Source organism: Nocardia sp. NPDC050412, assembly GCF_044458825.1.
GTDB lineage: Bacteria > Actinomycetota > Actinomycetes > Mycobacteriales > Mycobacteriaceae > Nocardia.
Genome location: NZ_JBITIJ010000002.1, coordinates 433,378 through 452,905, shown reverse-complemented (window position 1 = coordinate 452,905; position 19,528 = coordinate 433,378). Strand labels below are relative to the sequence as shown.

The window sequence follows — 19,528 nt, the reverse complement described above, 5'->3', positions numbered from 1 at the left end:
TTACGATTCGGTCAGGGCACCTGCAATTTCACGCGATCGACAATCGTACGAGAGCGCCGGATTCCATTGCTACCCAGATGAAGCCGTCCGGGCTTGCCGTGCGACTGTGGGATTCGGTTAGACGGCCGGGCACGCCCAGTCCGCCGGGGTCATTCGCCGTGAGATCGCCCGCGGCGACCTCGCGGCACGGTCGAGTCGAGTAGGAAATTCACTTCGCCGTGGCGCCGAATTACCACCGCCTGTCATCACTTACGAACCGGTGACCATGCAAGACACCGTCCGCACGGCCGATGTCGCACTTGGTCGCAGCGCGCGCCAGCGCAGTCCGACGGCCGATCGGGGCGCAGCGGAGCACCTCGCAATGCAATGATGACCCGGTGACTTCCTGGCTTCCGCTTCTCAGCTCGCTCATCGTCGCCGCCGCGGCGCTCATCGGCGTCCTGATCAACAACCGGACGAACCGCAGCGCGATCACCGCGGCCGACGAGCGCAACCGGACCACACTCGATGCCGCTCAGCGCAATATCGAGACAACCCACGCCGCCGCGCAACGCAACATCGACAACGCGAATGCCGCCGCAGAACACCGCGAACAGGACAAATGGCGGCGCGAATCGATCTTGACCGCGATCTCCTCGGTACTGCTCTCCGCCGCCGACGTTCGCCAAACCCTGTGGGACACACTCGATTGGAAAGCCGAATCGGTCGAGGATGTGGACAGTTTCGGCAAGGAAGTACAGCAGAGCATCTCCGCATGCAATGGCTACATCACCCGACTCCGCGTCCTGTCGAACCTCAAGATCCCGCAGCGCTGCGAAGATCTGCTCCGCACCCTCTCCGCAGCTCAGAGCATCACCGTGCAGCGCCTCAAGGTCGAACTCGACGACGAAGCAACCATGGACGACGTGAACGCGATCCGCGCACTGTGGCATAAGGCAATTGCCAATACCGTCCAAGACGAACGCGCTGTCATCGACGCAACGCGCTCAGAACTTGGGATCGAAGCCCTCAGCGAGATCCCGGAACTCGAACCCGAGGCTCCTGCGGACCCGGCGTGATCAATTCGGCCTGAGTCCGAATCCGACACAACCGCCGCCTCGGTCCGGGGCGGTAACCTGCGAATCCGCAGCGCGCAGCGACCGCGGCGGACGCGGTCTGCCTGCGTCCCGGAATCGCCGAGTACACCGCGCTGTCTCGCGCCCCTGGTGATCCCCGCCGCGATCTACTGTTGACCAGAGTCGGCCACTTCGGCCGCCGCACTGGCGTTGCGTAACGTTCGCGGCCACGGCGGCACCCTTCACGACGTCTTCCTTCGGCGTGTCCGACAGAAATTCATCACCCGGAGCAACCGGTCGCACATGTCCGGTAGTCCGACCAATCACGCTTCGAAAAGCACGCTGGGGTTGGGAATCCATGCGCGACTGCGTGCAGAGCGAGGGCTGCTGGCCGGATCTGGTCAAACCTACGCTAATGCGGCTGCCGCACAGTGAAGATGGCTGTCGAGCCGCACCTGCGACGGGTCGAGGCGCGGCTCGGTAGCCGTCAGTACGCGTCCAACGGCGGGCAGGAGCAGACGAGGTTGCGGTCACCGTAGGCGCCGTCGATGCGCCGCACCGCGGGCCACACCTTGCCCCGCGCCGGATCCAGACCCTGCGGATACACCGCGACCTCCCGGCTGTACGGGCGGTCCCACTCCCCGACCAGGCAGGCCGCGGTATGCGGCGCACCGCGCAACGGGTTGTCCGTCACCGGCCACACACCCGCGGCGACCTGATCGATCTCGCCCCGGATCGCCGTCATCGCGAGGATGAATTCGTCCAGTTCGGCGAGGTTTTCGCTCTCGGTGGGCTCCACCATCAGCGTGCCAGCCACCGGGAAGCTCATGGTCGGCGCATGGAATCCATAGTCCGCCAACCGCTTTGCCACATCATCTACGGTCACACCGGTCCGCTTGGTGATCTCGCGCAGATCCAGAATGCACTCGTGCGCGACCATCGAGTTCTCACCGGTGTACAGCACCGGGAAGTGCTCGTTCAACCGGCGCGCGATGTAGTTGGCCGAGGCGATCGCGGTCAATGTGGCCTTACGTAGACCATCCGCACCCATCATCCGGATATAGGCCCAGGTGATCGGCAGAATCGACGCCGAACCGTACTTCGCCGCCGACACCGCGTGCGAGCCGTGCTCGAGCGGGTCACCGGGCAGATACGGCGCGAGATGGGAGCGCACCGCCACCGGCCCGACGCCCGGACCGCCGCCGCCGTGCGGAATGCAGAAGGTCTTGTGCAGGTTCAAATGGCTGACGTCGCCGCCGAACCGGCCCGGACGAGCAAGGCCCACAAGCGCATTCAGATTCGCGCCGTCGACGTACACCTGACCGCCCGCATCGTGCACCAGCGCGCACAACTCGGCCACCTCGTGCTCGTACACGCCGTGCGTCGACGGATAGGTGATCATGATGCACGCCAACCGGTCGGCGTGGTCGGCGATCTTGGCACGCAGATCATCGAGATCCACATCGCCGTTCTCCCGGCACTTCACGACCTCCACGCGCAGGCCGGCCATGGTGGCCGAGGCGGCATTGGTGCCGTGCGCGCTGGACGGAATGAGGCACGTATCCCGGTGTGTGTCACCACGATCCAGGTGATAGCGCCGAATGGCCAGCAGTCCGGCGTACTCACCCTGACTGCCCGCATTCGGCTGCAGGCTCACCTGGTCGTACCCGGTGATGGCCGAGAGCCAGCCCTCCAGATCGGTGATCACCCGCAGCAGTCCGGGCGCATCCTCGACGGGCGCGTACGGATGGATCCGCGCGAAACCGGGCCAGGTGATGGCCTCCATCTCGGCGGTGGCATTGAGCTTCATGGTGCAGGACCCCAGCGGAATCATGCTGCGGTCCAGTGCGATGTCCTTATCGGAGAGCCTGCGCAGATAGCGCAGCATCGCGGTTTCGGTGTGGTAGCTGGTGAAGGCCCGATGGGTGAGGAATTCCGAGGTACGGGTCTCGATCGAACCGCCGGGCACGTTAGGCGCCCCGCTCGGATCGCTGACGCCCAACGGCAGCCCGGTGCTGAAGGATTCGAGCACCGCGGTGACATGCGCCTCGGTGGTGGCCTCGTCACAGGCGATGCCGACATGATCGGCATCCACCAACCGCAAATTGATCCCGCTCGACTTCGCCTTCGCGACAACGGATTCCGCGCCGCCGGGCACGCGCACCAGCAGGGTGTCGAAGAAATTCTCGTGCACTACAACACCATCGAGTCCGGCCGCGATGGCCGCGGCGCGGGCATGAACGCGGCGGGCGATCGCACGCAGCCCGTCGGCGCCGTGGTAACTCGCGTACATCGCGGCAACAATGGCGAGCAGCACCTGTGCGGTACAGATGTTGGAGGTTGCCTTCTCCCGGCGAATGTGCTGCTCCCGGGTCTGCAGTGCGAGCCGGTATGCCTTGTTGCCGTCCACGTCCACGGACACACCGACCAGCCGGCCGGGCAGCTGCCGCGCGTGCTTGGTGTGCACAGAAAGGTATCCGGCATGCGGACCGCCGAAACCCATCGGCACCCCGAAACGCTGTGTGGTGCCGAAACATACGTCGGCCCCCTGCTCCCCCGGCGGCGTAATCAACGTCAGCGCAAGCAGATCCGCGCCCACCGCAACCAACGCGCCACGCGCATGTGCCGCGTCGATCACCGGCCGCCAGTCCACGATCCGGCCCGACGCACCCGGAACCTGAACCAGCACGCCGAAGAACTCGCCCTCGGGCAACTCGCCACCGGACAGATCCGCCGAGACGATCTCGATGCCCAGCGGCTCGGCCCGGGTGTACAGCACGGTCTTGGTCTGCGGGAACAAATCATCATCGATCAGCAGACGTGCGGACTTGGACTTGCCCGCGCGGCGCAGCAGCGTCATCGCCTCGGCAGCGGCGGTGGCCTCATCCAGCATGGACGCATTGGCCACCTCCATGCCAGTCAGATCCGACACCATGGTCTGGAAGTTGAGCAGCGCTTCGAGCCGCCCCTGGCTGATCTCGGGCTGATATGGCGTGTAGGCGGTGTACCAGGCCGGATTCTCCAGCAGGCTGCGCACCAGCACCGGCGGGGTGAGCGTGTCGTAGTAGCCGAGCCCGATCATCGAGGTGGCCACGGAATTCGACTGCGCGAGCTCGGCGAGTTCGGTGAGCACCCCATGCTCGGTGCCCGCCGGCGGCAGCACGTCCAGGCCGGAGTCGTCCAGAATGCTCGCGGGCAGTGCCGCGGTGGCGAGCTCGTCCAGCGAACCGACGCCGACGACGTCCAGAATCCGGGCGAGTTCGTCCCGGTCGGGTCCGATATGGCGGTCGGCGAATGATCGAGTCACGGCAGCTCCAGGGTCGGGCGGGTCGGCCAACGGTGCCGACAGGTACCAGCCCTCCCCCTCTGTCGTGGAGCCTGAGAGATTCGGACGCCGCGACACCCTGCCGCGAACGGACAGGTTCCGGGCCCCTTTCCCCATGGGCGGGCGATCGCCGCGTTGTGCGCCGAACACCACTTTCCAGAGACGTCGAAGCCCGTACGGTCCTTTTGCCTGAGAGATTGACGGGGAGGTGCTGCTCCTTCGGCGCCCGAACTCTTGTGAAGTCCGGAACTCTCCCGCACGGCGGCGACGCATCGTCAGTTTATGTCGCGCACCCGACGAATGACGCCACTGGACCCCGGAATGGCGTGTAGCGCTCATCACTCCGGCGCATATGACAAGTGCCCGCCGCGGTAGCGACGGGCACCCGATACGATCTCTAGCCGGTCTTCGCGTTCATCCGAGCCTTACGACGGAAGGACAGTTCGTCCTCCGGACGTTCGCTCGCACTGCCGCTCACCGCCCGCTCGGCCGGGAAGTTGGCGATGGCTCCGGTCAGCTCCCGCATGGCGCCGCTGACCGCGATTCCGAAGACGCCCTGCCCACCCTGCAGTAAATCGACTACCTCCTCGGGCGAGGTGCATTCATACACCGAGGTGCCATCGGAGAACAGCGTGATGCCCGCCAGATCCTGTACGCCACGGCTGCGCAGGTGATCGACCGCGATGCGGATGTTCTGCAGCGAGATGCCGGCGTCCAATAGCCGCTTCACGATTTTCAGGACCAGAATGTCCTTGAACGAATACAGCCGCTGGCTGCCCGACCCCGCCGCGCCTCGAATGGAGGGCACGACCAGTCCGGTCCGCGCCCAGTAATCGAGCTGGCGGTAGGTGATCCCGGCCACCTGGCATGCGCTGGGAACGCGGTAGCCGACCAAATCGTCGGGTACCGAGTCATCCGGGAACAGGCCTGGCTGTACCACATCCTGCGATTGCTCTGCCACTGACCACTCCCTTGCTTCGCCGACGCCTTGCCTCATCGATGACCCGGCTCCGTAACGACCAACGACCGGCCATAACGGACGTGGTCCAACTATCGAGATTACTCCCCCTGATTGTCCCGGGAGCGGCATCATCCGACCAAACGCGACGCGCGGTGAGAGTCTCGACCTCTACTTTAGGGCCAGTGGAAATATGGGCGCGCCTAACCGACAATGCCAGTCCGCCAGGTCAACTCAGCTATCGGTGGCCTTGAAATCGTCCGGCGAGACGGACTCGAGGAACTCCTTGAACTTCTCCACCTCGTCCTCGCGCTCATCCGGCATAACCAGCCCCGCCTCCTCGAGCACCGGCTCCTCGGCATAGATGGGGCAACCGACCCGCAAGGCGATCGCTATCGAATCCGACGGCCGCGCCGAGACCCGCAGATCGTTCTCGAAAACCAGATCCGCGTAGAAGGTGCCCTCCTGCAGATCCACGATCCGCACTTCCTTGAGGGTGTGCCCGAGGTCAGCGATCAAGATCTTGATCAGATCGTGAGTCAGCGGACGGATCGGAGTCACCCCCTCTTGTTCGAGCACGATCGCGGTCGCCTCGGCCTGCCCGATCCAGATCGGCAAATACCTGTCTCCGGACGCCTCGCGGAGCAACAGCACGGGCTGGTTCTGTGGCTGCTCGACACGAATGCCGATTACGCGCATCTCACTCATCGCACTGCCTCCCAATGACTCGCCGGCCGCCCGGCATGACCGCTGCAGAGCTCGCCGTACCACGAGTCTAAGCGAAGCTCGAGGCGTGCAGCATTCCCTGTGCACAGCCGAAATCGGCGTGTTGTCCGTCTGGAACGCAAAGCGAACTTCCGATGTACCCGCCGAACTCAGCCGCCGAGTGAGGACCGCACCGACGCTTTCACCAGGCAGGTGTGCAGTGTCAGCGACAATGCGGCCAACTCGCGCACCGTTTCCTCCGCACGGGCCCGCGCACCGGCATCGCGGCTCTTGGCGATCGGGGCGGCGATTTGCGCTACCAGCGCGGCCTCGCGGTCCGCGGCCAGCTTGAAGGCGCGCAAATGCCGTGCCTCCAGGCCGAATTCGGCCATCGCCTTAGCGGTCTTGGCCAGCGTCACCGCATCCTCGTCGAAGAAACCGGCGACGCCCGGCGTGATCAGATTGGCCCGGATCAGATCGGCGAGGAACTTCTCATCGATCTCCGCCCTGGCCAATAGATCCGCCCGAGTGAGCCGAATTTCGTGATCGAATCGCAGCTCGTCGGGCGAGATTTCACCGGGCACGACGCCGAGTCTGCGCGGAGGCGCGGTGCGTGCAGAACTGTGCGCCACGGGTGTGGCGGTGAGCTCGGAGTCGGACATGGCATGCCCGGGCTCCGGCGCACCGTTGCGGCCGGAGTGCGCCCGGGCGCGGGCTTCCCGCACACCGAGCGTCGCCGCACCGCTGTCGATCGCTTCGAGCTGCTCCTTGATCACCTTCAAGGGCAGGTACTGATCGCGTTGTGCGGTCAGCACGAATCTGAGCCGCTCGCAGTCCGCGATCGAGAACCTGCGATAACCCGACGGGGTGCGCTCGGGTCGGATCAGCCCCTCGGCCTCGAGGAAACGGATCTTCGAGATGGTGATATCCGGAAAGTCCGGTCGCAGCAGGTCGAGCACGGAGCCGATCGACATACCTCCGCGAGCCCACTGCGCCGCGCCCGTCATAGCACCGAGTCTTTCATGACACAGCGTTCTTGCCTGTCAACAGCCCCGACACGCGAAATCCGTGCCGCTGATGTCACAGGCTGCCCGCACCCGCCGACGAATCGCTCGACTCGACCCGCGGTCCGGTGAGGAACACGAGGCGGAACTTGCCGATCTGTACCTCGTCACCGTTCTGCAACTCCGAGGAGTCCACCGGCTCCCGGTTGACGTAGGTGCCGTTGAGGCTGCCCACGTCGACCACCTGGAAGGAATCGTCGTCCTGCCGGAATTCGGCATGCCGACGGCTGACGGTGACGTCATCGAGAAAAATGTCACTGTCGGGATGGCGGCCCGCCGACGTGGTCGGCTGATCGAGCAGGAACCGCGAGCCCGCATTCGGGCCTCGCTTCACGACCAAGAGGGCAGCACCAACCGGCAGACCCTCGACCCCTTGGACCGGCTGTTCGCCGGTCGCCTCAGCGGAGCGCGACGCGTCGACCTCGTTCAGGAAATCCGCGCGGAAGACCGACGTCGTCTCGGCCGCGGTCTCCCCGTAACCCGGGTCTTTGTTCTCGCTCACCGTTTCTCTCCTCCTCGAACCTGATTATCCATGCAAGCAGGTGCTGCCTTCACCGCCACGACCTGGGGATCCTGGCGCTAGAACACCGGCTGCCAAGCACCGGCACATCTGTTGGCATTGACCGTACCCTGCCTGGGCGTACCCGTGCAGGTAGAACTGGGAAGGCTGGGTCAGCCCCCGATAACTCCTTGATAACCTGCGGCATCCAGCAGTTCACCGAGCGCGGCGTCCACGTCGGCCTCGTCGCTCAATTCGAGCTCGAAGATCCACCCCTCACCATAGGGATCGTTGTTCAGCGTTTCCGGCGCCGAGTCCAGAACACCATTCACCGCAACGACTTTCGCGGCCAGCGGGGCGTAGATATCGGACACGCTCTTGGTCGACTCCACCTCGGCAATGCTGTCCGCGGCGGCCACCTCTTTGTCGACTTCAGGCAACTGCACGAACACAACGTCACCGAGTTGAGACTGGGCGTAGTCGGTGATTCCCACCCGAACCCGGGTCGGGCTGATCCGCTGCACCCATTCATGCTCTTCGGTGTAGCGCAGATCCTCGGGGGTCTGGGTCACAGGCCGTCCTTTCGTCGTCGACTCGACGCAACTCTAATCGCTACTCCCCGCGGTGTGGCACAGCCGGTATCGCTCGCGCGACGGCGAAAGCCTTCCAGATGTAGAGCACGCCGGTCCACACATACACCGCCGTGCCCCAGACCAGGAATGCCCCACCGAAGGCACGGCCGAAACCTGCCAGCGCCCAATCCATCTGACCGGCCAGCAACCACGGCAGCGCGGACATCAGCGCGAAGGTAGCCGCCTTACCCAGGTAGATGACCTCGGGCGGATCCAGTTCGCGGCGTTTGTACACCGAAAGAGTCAAGGCCAGGACGGCATCGCGGCTGATCAGGATCACCGCAACCCACCAGGGCAGCAAACCGCGGATCACGAATGCGGCCAGTGTGGTCACCAGGTACAGCCGATCCACGAACGGGTCGAGCAGTGCGCCCAGTCGTGAGGACTGGTCGAGCAGGCGGGCCAACTTGCCGTCCAGGAAGTCGGTGACGCCGCTGAGCACCAGCAGCGCGAATGCCCAGCCGTCGGCGCGCACCACCAGCAGCAACCACAGGAACAGCGGCACACCAGCCAGTCGCAACACGCTCAGGACATTGGGGACGGTGAAGATGCGGTCGGCGAAGACGCCGCCCGCGGCCGGATCGCCCGCATTTCCCGGGTTGTCCGCGCCGGAGCGTTCGCCCGGTTCCGTTTTCCCCGATTCGGTTGTCACAGCCCGTGCATACCGCACCGACCCCGGTTCACGCCATCCGGGCACGCCGTCGCGCATATATTCGGTACTTACCTGCTGTGCGGTACGCCGCACCGACCCGAGTGACAGAATGAGTGCAAAACCATCTCACACAGTTGTCGCACGGTTCAGAGAGGGAAAGCATGCCAGCATTCGACTACGACGTGGTAGTGATCGGCTCCGGATTCGGCGGCAGCGTCAGTGCGCTGCGCCTGACCGAGAAGGGCTACCGGGTCGGAGTGCTCGAGGCCGGACGGCGCTGGCCCACCGAGGATATTCCGAAGACGAATTGGAATGTGCGCAAATCGATCTGGGCGCCGCGACTCGGTTTGACCGGGCCGCAACGGATCAGTGTGCTCGGCAAATGCGCGGTCTTTTCCGGCGCGGGTGTGGGCGGCGGTTCGCTCATTTACGGCAATACCCTCTACGAGCCGCTGCCGAACTTCTACACCGATAAGCAGTGGGCCCATATCACCGATTGGAAGGCCGAACTGGCGCCGTATTACGACCAGGCGCAGCGCATGCTCGGCGTTGCCCCGAATCCGCGGATGACGCCCGCCGACGAGGTGATCAAGGAGATCGCCGACGATCTGGGCGTCGGCGATACCTTCCACCCGACCAATGTGGGCGTCTTCTTCAACGAGGCCGATCCGGGCACCGAGGTCGAGGATCCGTACTTCGGCGGCGCGGGTCCGCACCGGCGCGGCTGTGTGCATTGCGCGCAATGTTTCACCGGCTGCCCGAACAATGCCAAGAACACCACCACGACGAATTACCTCTACCTGGCCGAAAAGGCCGGAGCCGAGGTACATCCGCTGACCACCGCGACCGCTGTTCGGCCGCTGTCCGGCGGCGGATATGCGGTCGAGACCGAGCGTTCGGATCGCTGGATCCGCAAGCAGCGCAAGACCTTTACCACCGGACAGGTGGTATTCGCCGGTGCGGCGCTCGGCACGCAGAAGTTGCTGCACAAAATGCGCGATGAGGCGATACTGCCGAATCTGTCACCGCGCCTCGGTGAACTGACCCGCAGCAATTCCGAGGCGATCCTCAATGTGGTCAGCCGCTCGCGTAGCGATTTCGCCGAGGGCATCGCTATCACCTCCTCGATCCATCCGGAGGCCGATACCCACATCGAGGTCTGCCATTACGGGAAAGGCCAGAACGCGCTGTTCCCGATGTCGGTGCCGATCGTGGACGGCGGCGCGTTCCGATTCCTGCGCTTCCTGCTGGCAATCGTGTTGCACCCGTTGGTATTCCTGCGCAGCCTCAATGCCCACCGCGCCTCGGAGAAGTCGGTGATCCTGCTGGTGATGCAGTCACTGGACAATTCGCTGACCTCCTACCGCAAACGCGGGCAGTTGAAGACCAAACAGGGCACCGGCGAACCGAATCCGACCTGGATTCCGATGGCGCACGATATCGGACGCCGGTTCAGCGCCAAGGTGAACGGCGATACCCACGGCCTGATCATGGATGTGCTGAATATCCCGGCCACCGCGCACTACATCGGCGGTTGCGTGATCGGAGAGGGGCCGCAGGCCGGTGTGGTCGACCCGTATCAGCGGGTATTCGGCCACCCTGGACTGCACGTCGCGGACGGTTCGGCGGTCACGGCCAACCTCGGTGTCAATCCGTCGCTGACAATCACCGCCCAGGCCGAGCGCGCAATGGCCTTCTGGCCCAATAAGGACGAGGCCGACCCGCGTCCGGAACTGGGTTCGGCGTACCGGCGGATCTCCCCCGTCGCCCCGAAGCATCCCACGGTGCCCGCCTCCGCCCCCGGCGCGCTGCGACTGCCGATCACGCCGGTCGATCCCGCGGTGCCCGCAACCTGACCGCGAACCCGGACTTCGGCGCTCCCGCACGCGTCTGACTAACCTGGACCGTTGTGCTGGACAGTGGTATCGATCTTCGCTCATATGTTCCTGCGGAGGACGTCCGTGCCCGCGGGCGGACGCTGCGTCAACGGGTTCCGGTCTCGGCCCGGGATCGAGCGGTCACCTCGTCGACGCGACCGGACGTGCTCGACTTCATCGCCGCGAGCAATGCTGGTCGGTTGCCGCATCTGATACCGCTGCGGATCGGTCGGATGCTCGCCTCGCCGTTCACTTTCTATCGCGGCGCTGCCGGGCTGATGGCCGCCGATCTCGCGGGCAGTCCGGACACCGGGGTGCCCGCGCAGATCTGCGGGGACGCGCACGCCGCGAATTTCGGCCTGTACGGCACGCCGCGCGGCGAAATCGTCATGGACATCAATGATTTCGACGAAACGATCGTCGGCCCGTGGGAGTGGGATCTGGAGCGCTTGGCGGCCAGTCTGGTGCTGGCGGGCCGCGAAGGCGGTGCGGCCGAAGACGATTGCCTGCGGGCCGCGCGGGATGCGGCCCGGTCCTATCGCCTCGCCATCGATCATCTGGCCGAGCAACCGTTCATGGAATCGTGGAGCGCGCTGCCGGACGAGTCGATCATCAGTAGGGCAAGGGCAGATGATCTGCTCGACGACTTCAAGAAGGCCGCGAAGAAGGCGCGCAAGAATACCAGCGCCAAGGTGGTCGAGAAGTGGACCGAACATCTGGAGGACCACGAGACCGGGATCAGCAAGCACCGATTCGTCAGTGACCCGCCGATTCTCACGACGGTCGACGCAAAGGTCGCCGAGGAGATCATCGACGGTCTGGAGCGCTACGGCGATACCCTGCGCGAGTCTCGGCGCAACCTGCTGGCCCGATTCGCGGTGTCCGACACCGCCTTCCGCATTGTCGGCACCGGAAGCGTCGGACTGCACAGCTATGTGGCGCTGCTGCACGGTAATGCGGGTGAGGCACTGGTGCTGCAGTTGAAACAGGCCAATCCGTCGGCCCTTGCACCGTTCCTGCCCGCGCCGCCGCCAGCGCACGAGGGCGAGCGAATCGTGCAGGGCGCCAGGCTGGTTCAGTCCGAGACCGATATTCTGCTCGGCTGGACCACACTGCGCTCGGAGACCGGCGAACTGCCGTTCACGGTGCGCCAGTTCCGCAATATGAAGGGCAGCATCGATCCGGCGGAGCTGTCCTCGGACGATCTCGACGACTACGGCAGGCTGGCCGGCGCGCTGCTGGCCCGCGCACATTCGCGTTCGCTCGATCCGCGCCTGCTCGCCGGGTATTTCGACGGTGACGAGTCGTTCGAGGATGCCGTCGCGCGCTGCGCGGTGCGCTATGCCGATCGGACCGAGGCCGACCACGCCGAATTGGCAGATGCGGTGCGGGCTGGAAAGATCGCCGCCGAACAACCGCAGTAACACGCCGCGTCTGGTCGTAGGCGCGGCGAATCGGGCCGTGTTGTCCGTATCCTTGCCACCATCGAGTGATGACGTGAAGGGCGGTCGCGAATGCTCGTGCGAGTACAGAACCCGGCAGGCACCAATGCCGAGCGGGCGCTGATCGACTGGCTGCGCACTTGGAAGGATCCGGCCAGCCCACACGGTGTCGCCACGGTGAATTGCAGTCTGTTCCATAATGATCGGCTGCATCAGTTCGACGCCGTGGTCTGGACCCCGACCAGTTGCGTGGTGATCGAGGCCGAGGCGCTGGTCGCGCGCCAGGACGGCGTACTGGAGGTACCGCTCAGCGGGCCGTGGACGATTTCCGGCGAACCGGTCGCCGTGGAGGGCCGCGATCGGCGCACGCCGCTGGACAAATCGCGCGAACATACACTCGCACTGCAGAATTGGCTGGCCGCGCGCGGTCTCGGCCAGCGCGCGGTGCATGGTGTCGCACTGATCGTGCCGCTGCGCGGGGCCGAACTATCGATCAAACAGGAGTGGAGCGATCCGAGTTTCGATGTGATCCTCGGCAGCGATCCGGAACGGCTGCGGCACTATTTCGAGACGCTGGCCGATTCCGAGAAGAATATCCACCTGTGGACGGCCAACGATGTCGCGGTGGCATTCCGCAGCCTGGGCATCCTGCCCTATCTGCCCGCCCCGCAGGAGCTGATCAACGAGGGCTTCCTCGGCCCGATCGATATCACGCTGTGGCACGGTGGCCCGAACCAGGCGCAGGCGGAGGCATATGCCGAGGAGTTGGCGCAGGCCGAAAGGGATGCCAACGCATCGGGGCTGGTCATCGAATCGCCCTGGTACAGCCCGTGGAAGCTGTATCCGCGGCAGGCGGGCGATATGGATCTCGGGCGGGCGTTCATGCGGATCACCCTGGCAGTGGGCATGCTGATCGCCTTCGCCTGGGTGATCTGGTTTGTGGTCATCGCGATATTGACTTACGGGCCGGGGTGACGACGGGGGTCGACTGCTCCGGACTGTGGGGCCGCGCTCGACCACGAGTGCGAGGTGTAATCGCGACCGACAGTGCAGTTTTTGCATCACCTGCCGGACGTGATCGACCACGGTCCATTCCGAGATCTGCAGCTGGGTCGCGATCATTCGGTTCGTCATGCCGGTCGCGACCAGTACCGCGGTTTCGCGCTGTCGGTTGGTGAGTGCGTCCAGCGGCGATTCGACGGGCTGCTGATCCGATCCGGCATCCGACCGTGCGCCAGCGACCGACGGGGTCTGTTCGCGAGTGCCCTATCGTCGAGCGGTGATCGTCAAATGGGAGGGGTGGCTCGGCCGGGTCCGGGCGAACCTCGTCGTGCTGTGCGTGGTGCTCGTCGGCCTCGGCGTCGCGGTCGCGCTGCCGCTGACCTTTCCCCGCGACGGCGCGGCCACCGATCTGGATCGCGCACTCGCCCGGCCGATCCACTCGGCGATGGACGACCATTCCGGTGGCTATGAAGTGCTGGTGATCCCGAGCAACGGCTACATCCTGATCCCGCTATTGCTCGCGGGCGCCGCCTGGTTCGGCTTTCGGCGGCAGTGGCGGCGGGCCGTGGCGATGGTGGTGATTCCCGAGGTCGTGGTCGGGCTCAACAGCTGGGTGCTCAAACCGCTGTGGGATCGACCGCTGCACGATTATCTCGCGTATCCGAGCGGACATACCGTGCATCTGGTCGCGATCGCCGCCGCGTTCGTCGTGCTGACCGACTCGATGCGGGCGCGTGTCGTCACCAGCTTGATCGCCACCGTCGCACTGGTCTGTGCCGCGGTCGGCATGATCGGCCTCGGCTATCATCTGCCGACCGACATTCTCGGCGGTACGGCGGTAGCGATCGCGCTGGTCGTCGTGTGCTGGAAGCTCACCGGACGATTTCTCACGCAGCGGTTGCGCGTCGACTCCTAGATCGACACCGTCGTATGACTGCCGACCCGATCGAACACGCTCGCATCATCCAGCAGCGCCGCACGCAGCATGTTCTCCGGCACCCCCAGGCCCTCGACCAGTGTCAGCGCATCCGGTCGCAGCCGGTCGACCAGTTCATTGACACCGCGACGCACCGCCTTCGCACGCTCGACCGACATGAACCGGTGCATGATGAACCACGCCTGGTTCTCCTCGAGCATCGAGTAGACGTACAGATCGCAGACGGTCTCGGCGAGCTCGCGAGCCGCCGGATCCGCAATCCCGGCAATGCCTTCGATGAACGCCTCGAGGACCAGCCGGTCGATATGCGCGGCGCCCGCGGCGAGGATATGGTCCTGCGCATTGTTGAACGCCTCGAACGGTGCGGTGTCCTTCGCGCGGGCCTGCAGCCGATGTCCGGCGGTGCGCACCAGATAGTCCTCGCGATCGGCGAACAGCTGCAGCTGCACCGAGCGGCGGGACAGGTCGCCGTCGTCGACCGTGTCATCACTGCGGTCGCGCAGCGTCTGAATAAGTTGGCGCACACCGGAGCGCTTGCGCACCACATCACCGGCCATGGTGGCGGCGAAGCGCACCCAGCCCAGCGCGTCCAGATCGCGGATCTCATCGGAGTAGGCGGTGAGCACTTCCTTGGCCACCAATTGCGTGAGCACGACATTGTCGCCCTCGAAGGTGGTGAACACGTCGGTATCGCCCTTGAGCGTGACGAGGCGGTTCTCGGTGAGATAGCCTGCGCCGCCGCAGGCTTCGCGACATTCCTGGATGGCGCGGGTGGCGAATCGGGTTTGTGCGACCTTGAGTCCCGCGGCCCGTTTCTCCAGGGCGCGCTGCGCACCCGGATCGAGGTCCTGACCGGTCTGCACCAGATGCATGCGACGGACCAGGTCGTTCTGTGCGAACGCGAGTGCGTACGACCGGGCGATCAAGGGCAGTAGCCGTCGCTGATGACTGCGGTAGTCCAGCAGCAGGGTCTCCTGGCCACTGTCCGGATCCGAGAATTGGCGACGCTTCAGCGCATATCGCGTGGCAATGCTCAACGCGACCCGGGCACCGGCCGCGGCGGCACCTCCGACGCTGACCCGCCCGCGCACCAAAGTGCCCAGGGTGGTGAAGAATCGGCGGCTCGGATTCTCGATATCGGAGCGGTAGGTGCCGTCCGGTGCGACATCGGCATACCGGTTGAGCAGGTTCTCCCGGGGAATGCGGACCTGATCGAAGGTGATCCGTCCGTTGTCGACACCGAGCAGACCGCCCTTGAGGCCGTCGTCGTAGGTGGTCACTCCCGGCAGATCGGCGCCGCTTTCATCCCGGATCGGCACCAGGAAGCAGTGCACGCCCTGACTCTTCCCCTCGGTGATCAACTGCGCGAAAACCGCTGCCATCCTGGCATGTTCGGCCGCACCGCCGATGTAGTCCTTGCGCGCCGACGGTGTCGGCGAATGGACGACGAACTCCTGGGTCTGCGGATCGTAGGTGGCGGTCGTCTCGAGATTCGCGACATCGCTGCCGTGTCCGGATTCGGTCATCGCGAAACAACCGAGCAGATCCAGTGATATCAGCCGCTTGACCACATCGCGATGCCGTTCGGTCCCCAGGTTTTCCACGGCGCCGCCGAACAACCCCCACTGCACACCCGATTTCACCCACAGCGACAGGTCGGCGTACGCCAACATCTCCAGTGCGACCACTGCCTCCCCCGGTTCCCCCGTGCCCCCGTTCTCGCGTCGGAAACCACGCTCCGCGTAGCCCATCGATGCGATCGCCCGCATCTGCTCGAGCACCCGTGCCCGTGCCGCGCGGTAGTCCAGAGACGGATCGCCGGTGAACTGATCTCCGGCCAGTTGCACCCTGGCCTCGGCGCGTACCGCGCGCCATGGGCCGTCGAGTGCGTCGCGGAGGTGGTCCGATGTCGAGACGTTCTCGGTGTCAGGCATACCCCGACAGTAGCGTTTCGCGGGCATCCGGCGGGCCGTTCGAACCGAGCGGATGCTCCGGACATCGACCGCTGCCGGAGGTTTGACCAGCGGATTCAGTCCGCAGAAACAGCATGACACGACATCTTCGTAAAGTTCTTGCTTTACCATTGAACGCGTGTTTAATATACTAAACATGTGTTCAACCAGAGAGCCGTATCGCAAGGACCCGCCGAACTAGGAGGCGCCGCGTGACGCCGGCCCCGAATTCGGATCTCAGCACCGCAGCCCGCATTCGCGACATCGCGATCGAGGTGTTCGGTGACAACGGATTCCAGGTCGGAGTGCGCGCGATCGCCGCAGCGGCCGGTGTATCCCCCGGACTGGTCAACCATCACTTCGGCTCCAAGGACGGCCTGCGGGCCGCCTGCGACGAGCGGGTGCTGGAGTTGATCCGGGACCAGAAGTGGAAGACCGCCACCGAGACGAACGTCGCGAAAAGCATGCTCGCGGCCATGTCCGAGATCGAGACATACGGCCCGCTGGTCGCCTACATGGTGCGCAGCCTGCAGGCGGGCGGGCCGTTGGCCGAGTCACTGCTCGAGCACATGATCTCCGATGCCGAGGAGTACATCCAGGCAGGCGTCGAGGCGGGCACCATCAAACCGAGCCGTGACCCGGCCGCGCGGGCCAGATATCTGACGACACTCAATGTCGGCGCGACCGTCCTGTACTTCACCCTGCTGCAAAACCGCGGCGAAAAGCTCGACTACCGCAAGCTCGTTCGCTCCTTGACCGAGGAGTTCGTGCTGCCCGCCGCGGAGCTCTACACCCAGGGATTCCTAACCGACCCAACGATTTTGGACACCCTTACCAAGGAGACCTGATGTCCGACATCATCGAAGTTCGCGATCTGCACAAGAACTTCGGCCACTTCGCCGCCCTGAACGGGCTGGATCTCGCGGTCCGCGAGGGCGAAATCCATGGCTTCCTCGGCCCGAACGGCGCGGGTAAGTCGACCACCATCCGCATCCTGCTCGGCATCCTGCGGGCCAGCTCCGGCGAAGTCCACCTGCTCGGGCGCGATCCGTGGACCGATGCGGTCGAGCTGCACCGTGAAATCGCTTATGTACCAGGGGACGTCACACTATGGCCGTCGTTATCCGGCGGGGAAACCATCGACCTACTGGCCAGAATGCGCGGGGAAATCAATGCGCAGCGCCGTGCCGAATTGATCGAGCGATTCGATCTGGATCCGCGCAAGAAGGCGCGCACCTATTCCAAGGGCAACCGGCAGAAGGTCGCATTGATCTCCGCGCTCGCCTCCGATGTGCGCCTGCTACTGCTCGACGAACCGACCTCAGGTCTGGATCCGTTGATGGAACAGGTTTTTCGCGAATGCGTCGAGGAGGCCAATCAGCGCGGCACCACGGTTCTGCTGTCGAGTCACATCCTGTCCGAGGTGGAGGTGCTGTGTGACCGGGTGACCATTATCCGAGCCGGACGTACCGTCGAGAGCGGATCGCTGTCGGATATGCGGCACCTTTCGCGTACCTCCATTACCGCCGAATTGCTCGGCGACCCAGGCGATCTCAGCCGAATGACGGGTGTCGAGGACATCGAACGCGATGGTTCGACGCTGCGCTGCCAGGTGGACGGCGAACATCTCGGCGAGTTGATCCGGATCCTCGGCGATGTCGGAGTGCGCAGCCTCACCAGTGCGCCGCCGACGCTGGAGGAACTGTTCATGCGGCACTACCACGTCGACGGCGCGACATCCGAGCAGGCCAGGGCGACCATGGAGAAGGTGGGATCATGACAACCGCAACCGCGGGCGGCAGGCATTACGCCACACCCGCCGTGCGCGGATCGGCCGACTTCGCCGGTACCGGGCAATTACTGCGACTGTTGCTGCGCCGCGACCGAATTGTGTTGCCGCTGTGGGTACTTGCTTTCGGACTGCTGCCCGCCGCCTATGTCGGCAGCGCCAAGGCCGTCTACACCACGCAGGCCGACCTCGATCATGCCGCGAAGTCGGTCATGGAAAGCCCGGCGCTCGTTGCCATGTACGGGCCGGTCTTCAGCACCGATCTCGGCTCGGTCGGACTGTGGAAGGCCGGGCCGTTCTACGCGATGATCGCGATCGCGACAATCCTCACCGTCATCCGGCACACCCGGGTCGAGGAGGAGACCGGTCGCGCGGAATTGGTCGGCGCCACCAGCATCGGCCGCTATGCCGGGTTGACCGCCGCCATGATCATGACGGCGACCGGCTGTCTGATCGTCGCCATCCTGAGTGCCCTCGCGCTCTCCGGCAGTGACCTACCCGCCGCCGGTTCGCTGGCCTACGGTGCAACTCTCGGCTGTTCCGGTCTGGTCTGGGCCGGGGTCGCCGCGATCGCGGCGCAGGTGAGCGTGGGCGCACGGGTCGCGCGCGGGGTGGCGTTCGGGGCACTCGGCACGGCCTTCGCGCTGCGCGCGGTCGGCGACGCCGGAAACGGTGTGCTGTCGTGGTTTTCGCCGCTCGGCTGGTGTATCAATCTGCGGCCGTATGCGAATGAGCGCTGGTGGGTGTTGATTCCGCTGCTCACCGTCGCCATTGTTACCACCGTCGCCGCGTATATGCTTCTGCGGCAACGTGATACGGGCTCGGGTCTGCTCGCCGAGCGACCCGGCGCGCCGGTAGCGGCGCCCACGCTCTCCGGTCCATCCGGACTGGCTTGGCGGCTGCAGCGGGGCTCGCTGCTGGCCTGGTCCGTCGGTTTCCTGCTCTACGGATCGCTGATGGGCGGCGCCATCAACAGCGTCGGCGATATGCTCGACAACAGTAAGCAGGTCCGCGACGTGATCAACCGGATGGGCGGCACCGATATGCTGCAGAATTCGTTCATCACGTTCGCCCTCAGCATGCTGGCCATCGCGGCGTCGGCCTACTCGATCTCGGCCGTGCTGCGGCTGCACGAGGAGGAATCCAGCCAGCGCGCCGAGGCCACGCTGGCCGGTTCGGTGAGCCGTGAACGCTACGCGATGAGCCACATCGGCATCGCGCTGCTCGGACCGGTGGTGTTGCTGTTCCTCGCGGGTGCGGCGGTCGGAGTCATCTATGGCATCTCGGATGGCGATCTGGCGGGCAAGGTGGGCGACTGCCTCGGCGCGGCGGCAGTGCAACTGCCTGCGGTGTGGGTGCTCACCGCCATCACTGTGGCGGTCTACGGTCTCGCGCCCCGCTATACGCCGGTTGCCTGGGGCGTGCTGAGCACGATGATCATCATCTTCGTCGTCGGCGCGCTCGACGGGCTCCCCCAGTGGACGCGCGATCTGGTTCCCTTCACCCACCCGCCGAAGCTGCCCGGCTCATCCTTCGAGGCCACGCCGATCCTGTGGCTGCTCGGGATCGTGGTCGTGCTGCTCGGGGTCGGGATCGCGGGCTTCCGCCGCCGCGATCTGCGCTGAGATTCGGACCAGTG

At 65.1% G+C, this 19,528-nt stretch carries 16 protein-coding genes, 1 pseudogene and 1 riboswitch; of the genes and pseudogenes, 8 read left to right on the top strand and 9 right to left on the bottom strand.

From position 1 onward, the window contains the following. Window positions 1-377: 377 nt before the first annotated feature. Window positions 378-1,058, top strand: a complete 681-nt coding sequence (locus tag ACIBI6_RS06130) for a hypothetical protein (RefSeq protein ID WP_364343205.1) — start codon at window positions 378-380, stop codon at window positions 1,056-1,058. Between the two features lie 484 nt (window positions 1,059-1,542). Here the strand turns inward: ACIBI6_RS06130 and gcvP are convergent, their stop codons facing one another. The 7 genes from gcvP to ACIBI6_RS06095 all read right to left on the bottom strand — a co-directional run bounded on the left by gcvP (window position 1,543) and on the right by ACIBI6_RS06095 (window position 8,788). Then, window positions 1,543-4,362 (bottom strand): aminomethyl-transferring glycine dehydrogenase, encoded by a 2,820-nt coding sequence (gcvP, locus tag ACIBI6_RS06125; protein ID WP_396955471.1) that lies wholly within the window; start codon window positions 4,360-4,362, stop codon window positions 1,543-1,545. A 185-nt stretch (window positions 4,363-4,547) separates the two neighbouring features. Then, window positions 4,548-4,647, bottom strand: a riboswitch (glycine riboswitch). Between the two features lie 130 nt (window positions 4,648-4,777). Beyond that, the gene (locus ACIBI6_RS06120; RefSeq protein ID WP_364343211.1) at window positions 4,778-5,377 is read right to left on the bottom strand and encodes a MerR family transcriptional regulator; all 600 of its coding nucleotides are present in this window, start codon (window positions 5,375-5,377) and stop codon (window positions 4,778-4,780) included. 195 nt (window positions 5,378-5,572) lie between these two features. Then, window positions 5,573-6,046 carry a bifunctional nuclease family protein gene (locus ACIBI6_RS06115; RefSeq protein WP_364343214.1) on the bottom strand — a complete coding sequence of 158 codons (474 nt, stop codon included), beginning with the start codon at window positions 6,044-6,046 and terminating at the stop codon, window positions 5,573-5,575. A 167-nt stretch (window positions 6,047-6,213) separates the two neighbouring features. Continuing rightward, window positions 6,214-7,050 (bottom strand): MerR family transcriptional regulator, encoded by an 837-nt coding sequence (locus tag ACIBI6_RS06110; protein ID WP_364343217.1) that lies wholly within the window; start codon window positions 7,048-7,050, stop codon window positions 6,214-6,216. 73 nt (window positions 7,051-7,123) lie between these two features. Further along, the gene (gene garA, locus ACIBI6_RS06105) at window positions 7,124-7,609 is read right to left on the bottom strand and encodes a glycogen accumulation regulator GarA (RefSeq protein ID WP_062985688.1); all 486 of its coding nucleotides are present in this window, start codon (window positions 7,607-7,609) and stop codon (window positions 7,124-7,126) included. A gap of 170 nt (window positions 7,610-7,779) precedes the next feature. Beyond that, window positions 7,780-8,178 (bottom strand): glycine cleavage system protein GcvH, encoded by a 399-nt coding sequence (gene gcvH / locus ACIBI6_RS06100; protein ID WP_364343221.1) that lies wholly within the window; start codon window positions 8,176-8,178, stop codon window positions 7,780-7,782. Window positions 8,179-8,218: 40 nt separating this feature from the next. Beyond that, on the bottom strand, window positions 8,219-8,788 hold the full coding sequence (locus ACIBI6_RS06095; RefSeq protein ID WP_364343849.1) for a CDP-alcohol phosphatidyltransferase family protein: 570 nt from the start codon (window positions 8,786-8,788) through the stop codon (window positions 8,219-8,221). Between the two features lie 263 nt (window positions 8,789-9,051). On the opposite strand from ACIBI6_RS06095, the gene ACIBI6_RS06090 reads away from it, so the two are divergent. From ACIBI6_RS06090 to ACIBI6_RS06080, 3 genes are all read left to right on the top strand, one after another. Continuing rightward, window positions 9,052-10,746, top strand: a complete 1,695-nt coding sequence (locus tag ACIBI6_RS06090; RefSeq protein WP_364343224.1) for a GMC family oxidoreductase — start codon at window positions 9,052-9,054, stop codon at window positions 10,744-10,746. 53 nt (window positions 10,747-10,799) lie between these two features. Continuing rightward, window positions 10,800-12,191, top strand: coding sequence for a DUF2252 domain-containing protein (locus tag ACIBI6_RS06085; RefSeq protein ID WP_396955470.1), 1,392 nt, complete (start codon window positions 10,800-10,802; stop codon window positions 12,189-12,191). Window positions 12,192-12,281: 90 nt separating this feature from the next. After that, window positions 12,282-13,184, top strand: a complete 903-nt coding sequence (locus ACIBI6_RS06080) for a nuclease-related domain-containing protein (RefSeq protein ID WP_364343230.1) — start codon at window positions 12,282-12,284, stop codon at window positions 13,182-13,184. A gap of 54 nt (window positions 13,185-13,238) precedes the next feature. Here ACIBI6_RS06080 and ACIBI6_RS06075 read toward each other — a convergent pair. After that, window positions 13,239-13,397: pseudogene (locus ACIBI6_RS06075) on the bottom strand (helix-turn-helix transcriptional regulator); the annotation flags it as partial. A gap of 91 nt (window positions 13,398-13,488) precedes the next feature. Here ACIBI6_RS06075 and ACIBI6_RS06070 point away from each other — a divergent pair. Next, window positions 13,489-14,127 (top strand): phosphatase PAP2 family protein, encoded by a 639-nt coding sequence (locus ACIBI6_RS06070; protein ID WP_364343233.1) that lies wholly within the window; start codon window positions 13,489-13,491, stop codon window positions 14,125-14,127. Here the strand turns inward: ACIBI6_RS06070 and ACIBI6_RS06065 are convergent. Further along, window positions 14,124-16,082, bottom strand: coding sequence for an acyl-CoA dehydrogenase (locus tag ACIBI6_RS06065; RefSeq protein ID WP_364343236.1), 1,959 nt, complete (start codon window positions 16,080-16,082; stop codon window positions 14,124-14,126). The genes ACIBI6_RS06070 and ACIBI6_RS06065 overlap by 4 nt on opposite strands. Window positions 16,083-16,312: 230 nt before the next feature. On the opposite strand from ACIBI6_RS06065, the gene ACIBI6_RS06060 reads away from it, so the two are divergent. The 3 genes from ACIBI6_RS06060 to ACIBI6_RS06050 are packed head-to-tail and all read left to right on the top strand — an operon-like array spanning window position 16,313 to window position 19,514. Beyond that, the gene (locus tag ACIBI6_RS06060; protein ID WP_364343239.1) at window positions 16,313-16,948 is read left to right on the top strand and encodes a TetR family transcriptional regulator; all 636 of its coding nucleotides are present in this window, start codon (window positions 16,313-16,315) and stop codon (window positions 16,946-16,948) included. Continuing rightward, window positions 16,948-17,880, top strand: a complete 933-nt coding sequence (locus ACIBI6_RS06055) for an ATP-binding cassette domain-containing protein (RefSeq protein ID WP_396955469.1) — start codon at window positions 16,948-16,950, stop codon at window positions 17,878-17,880. Before ACIBI6_RS06060 ends, ACIBI6_RS06055 begins: the two co-directional genes overlap by 1 nt. Continuing rightward, window positions 17,877-19,514, top strand: coding sequence for an ABC transporter permease (locus ACIBI6_RS06050; RefSeq protein WP_396955468.1), 1,638 nt, complete (start codon window positions 17,877-17,879; stop codon window positions 19,512-19,514). The genes ACIBI6_RS06055 and ACIBI6_RS06050 overlap by 4 nt, the downstream gene beginning before the upstream one ends. Window positions 19,515-19,528: the final 14 nt, after the last annotated feature.

Coding starts and splice junctions, on each gene's coding strand:
- ACIBI6_RS06120 (WP_364343211.1), bottom strand. CDS start 5,377: ATGAGGCAAGGCGTCGGCGAAGCAAGGGAGTGGTCAGTGGCAGAGCAA.
- ACIBI6_RS06115 (WP_364343214.1), bottom strand. CDS start 6,046: ATGAGTGAGATGCGCGTAATCGGCATTCGTGTCGAGCAGCCACAGAAC.
- ACIBI6_RS06110 (WP_364343217.1), bottom strand. CDS start 7,050: ATGACGGGCGCGGCGCAGTGGGCTCGCGGAGGTATGTCGATCGGCTCC.
- ACIBI6_RS06090 (WP_364343224.1), top strand. CDS start 9,052: ATGCCAGCATTCGACTACGACGTGGTAGTGATCGGCTCCGGATTCGGC.
- ACIBI6_RS06080 (WP_364343230.1), top strand. CDS start 12,282: ATGCTCGTGCGAGTACAGAACCCGGCAGGCACCAATGCCGAGCGGGCG.
- ACIBI6_RS06065 (WP_364343236.1), bottom strand. CDS start 16,082: ATGCCTGACACCGAGAACGTCTCGACATCGGACCACCTCCGCGACGCA.
- ACIBI6_RS06055 (WP_396955469.1), top strand. CDS start 16,948: ATGTCCGACATCATCGAAGTTCGCGATCTGCACAAGAACTTCGGCCAC.
- ACIBI6_RS06050 (WP_396955468.1), top strand. CDS start 17,877: ATGACAACCGCAACCGCGGGCGGCAGGCATTACGCCACACCCGCCGTG.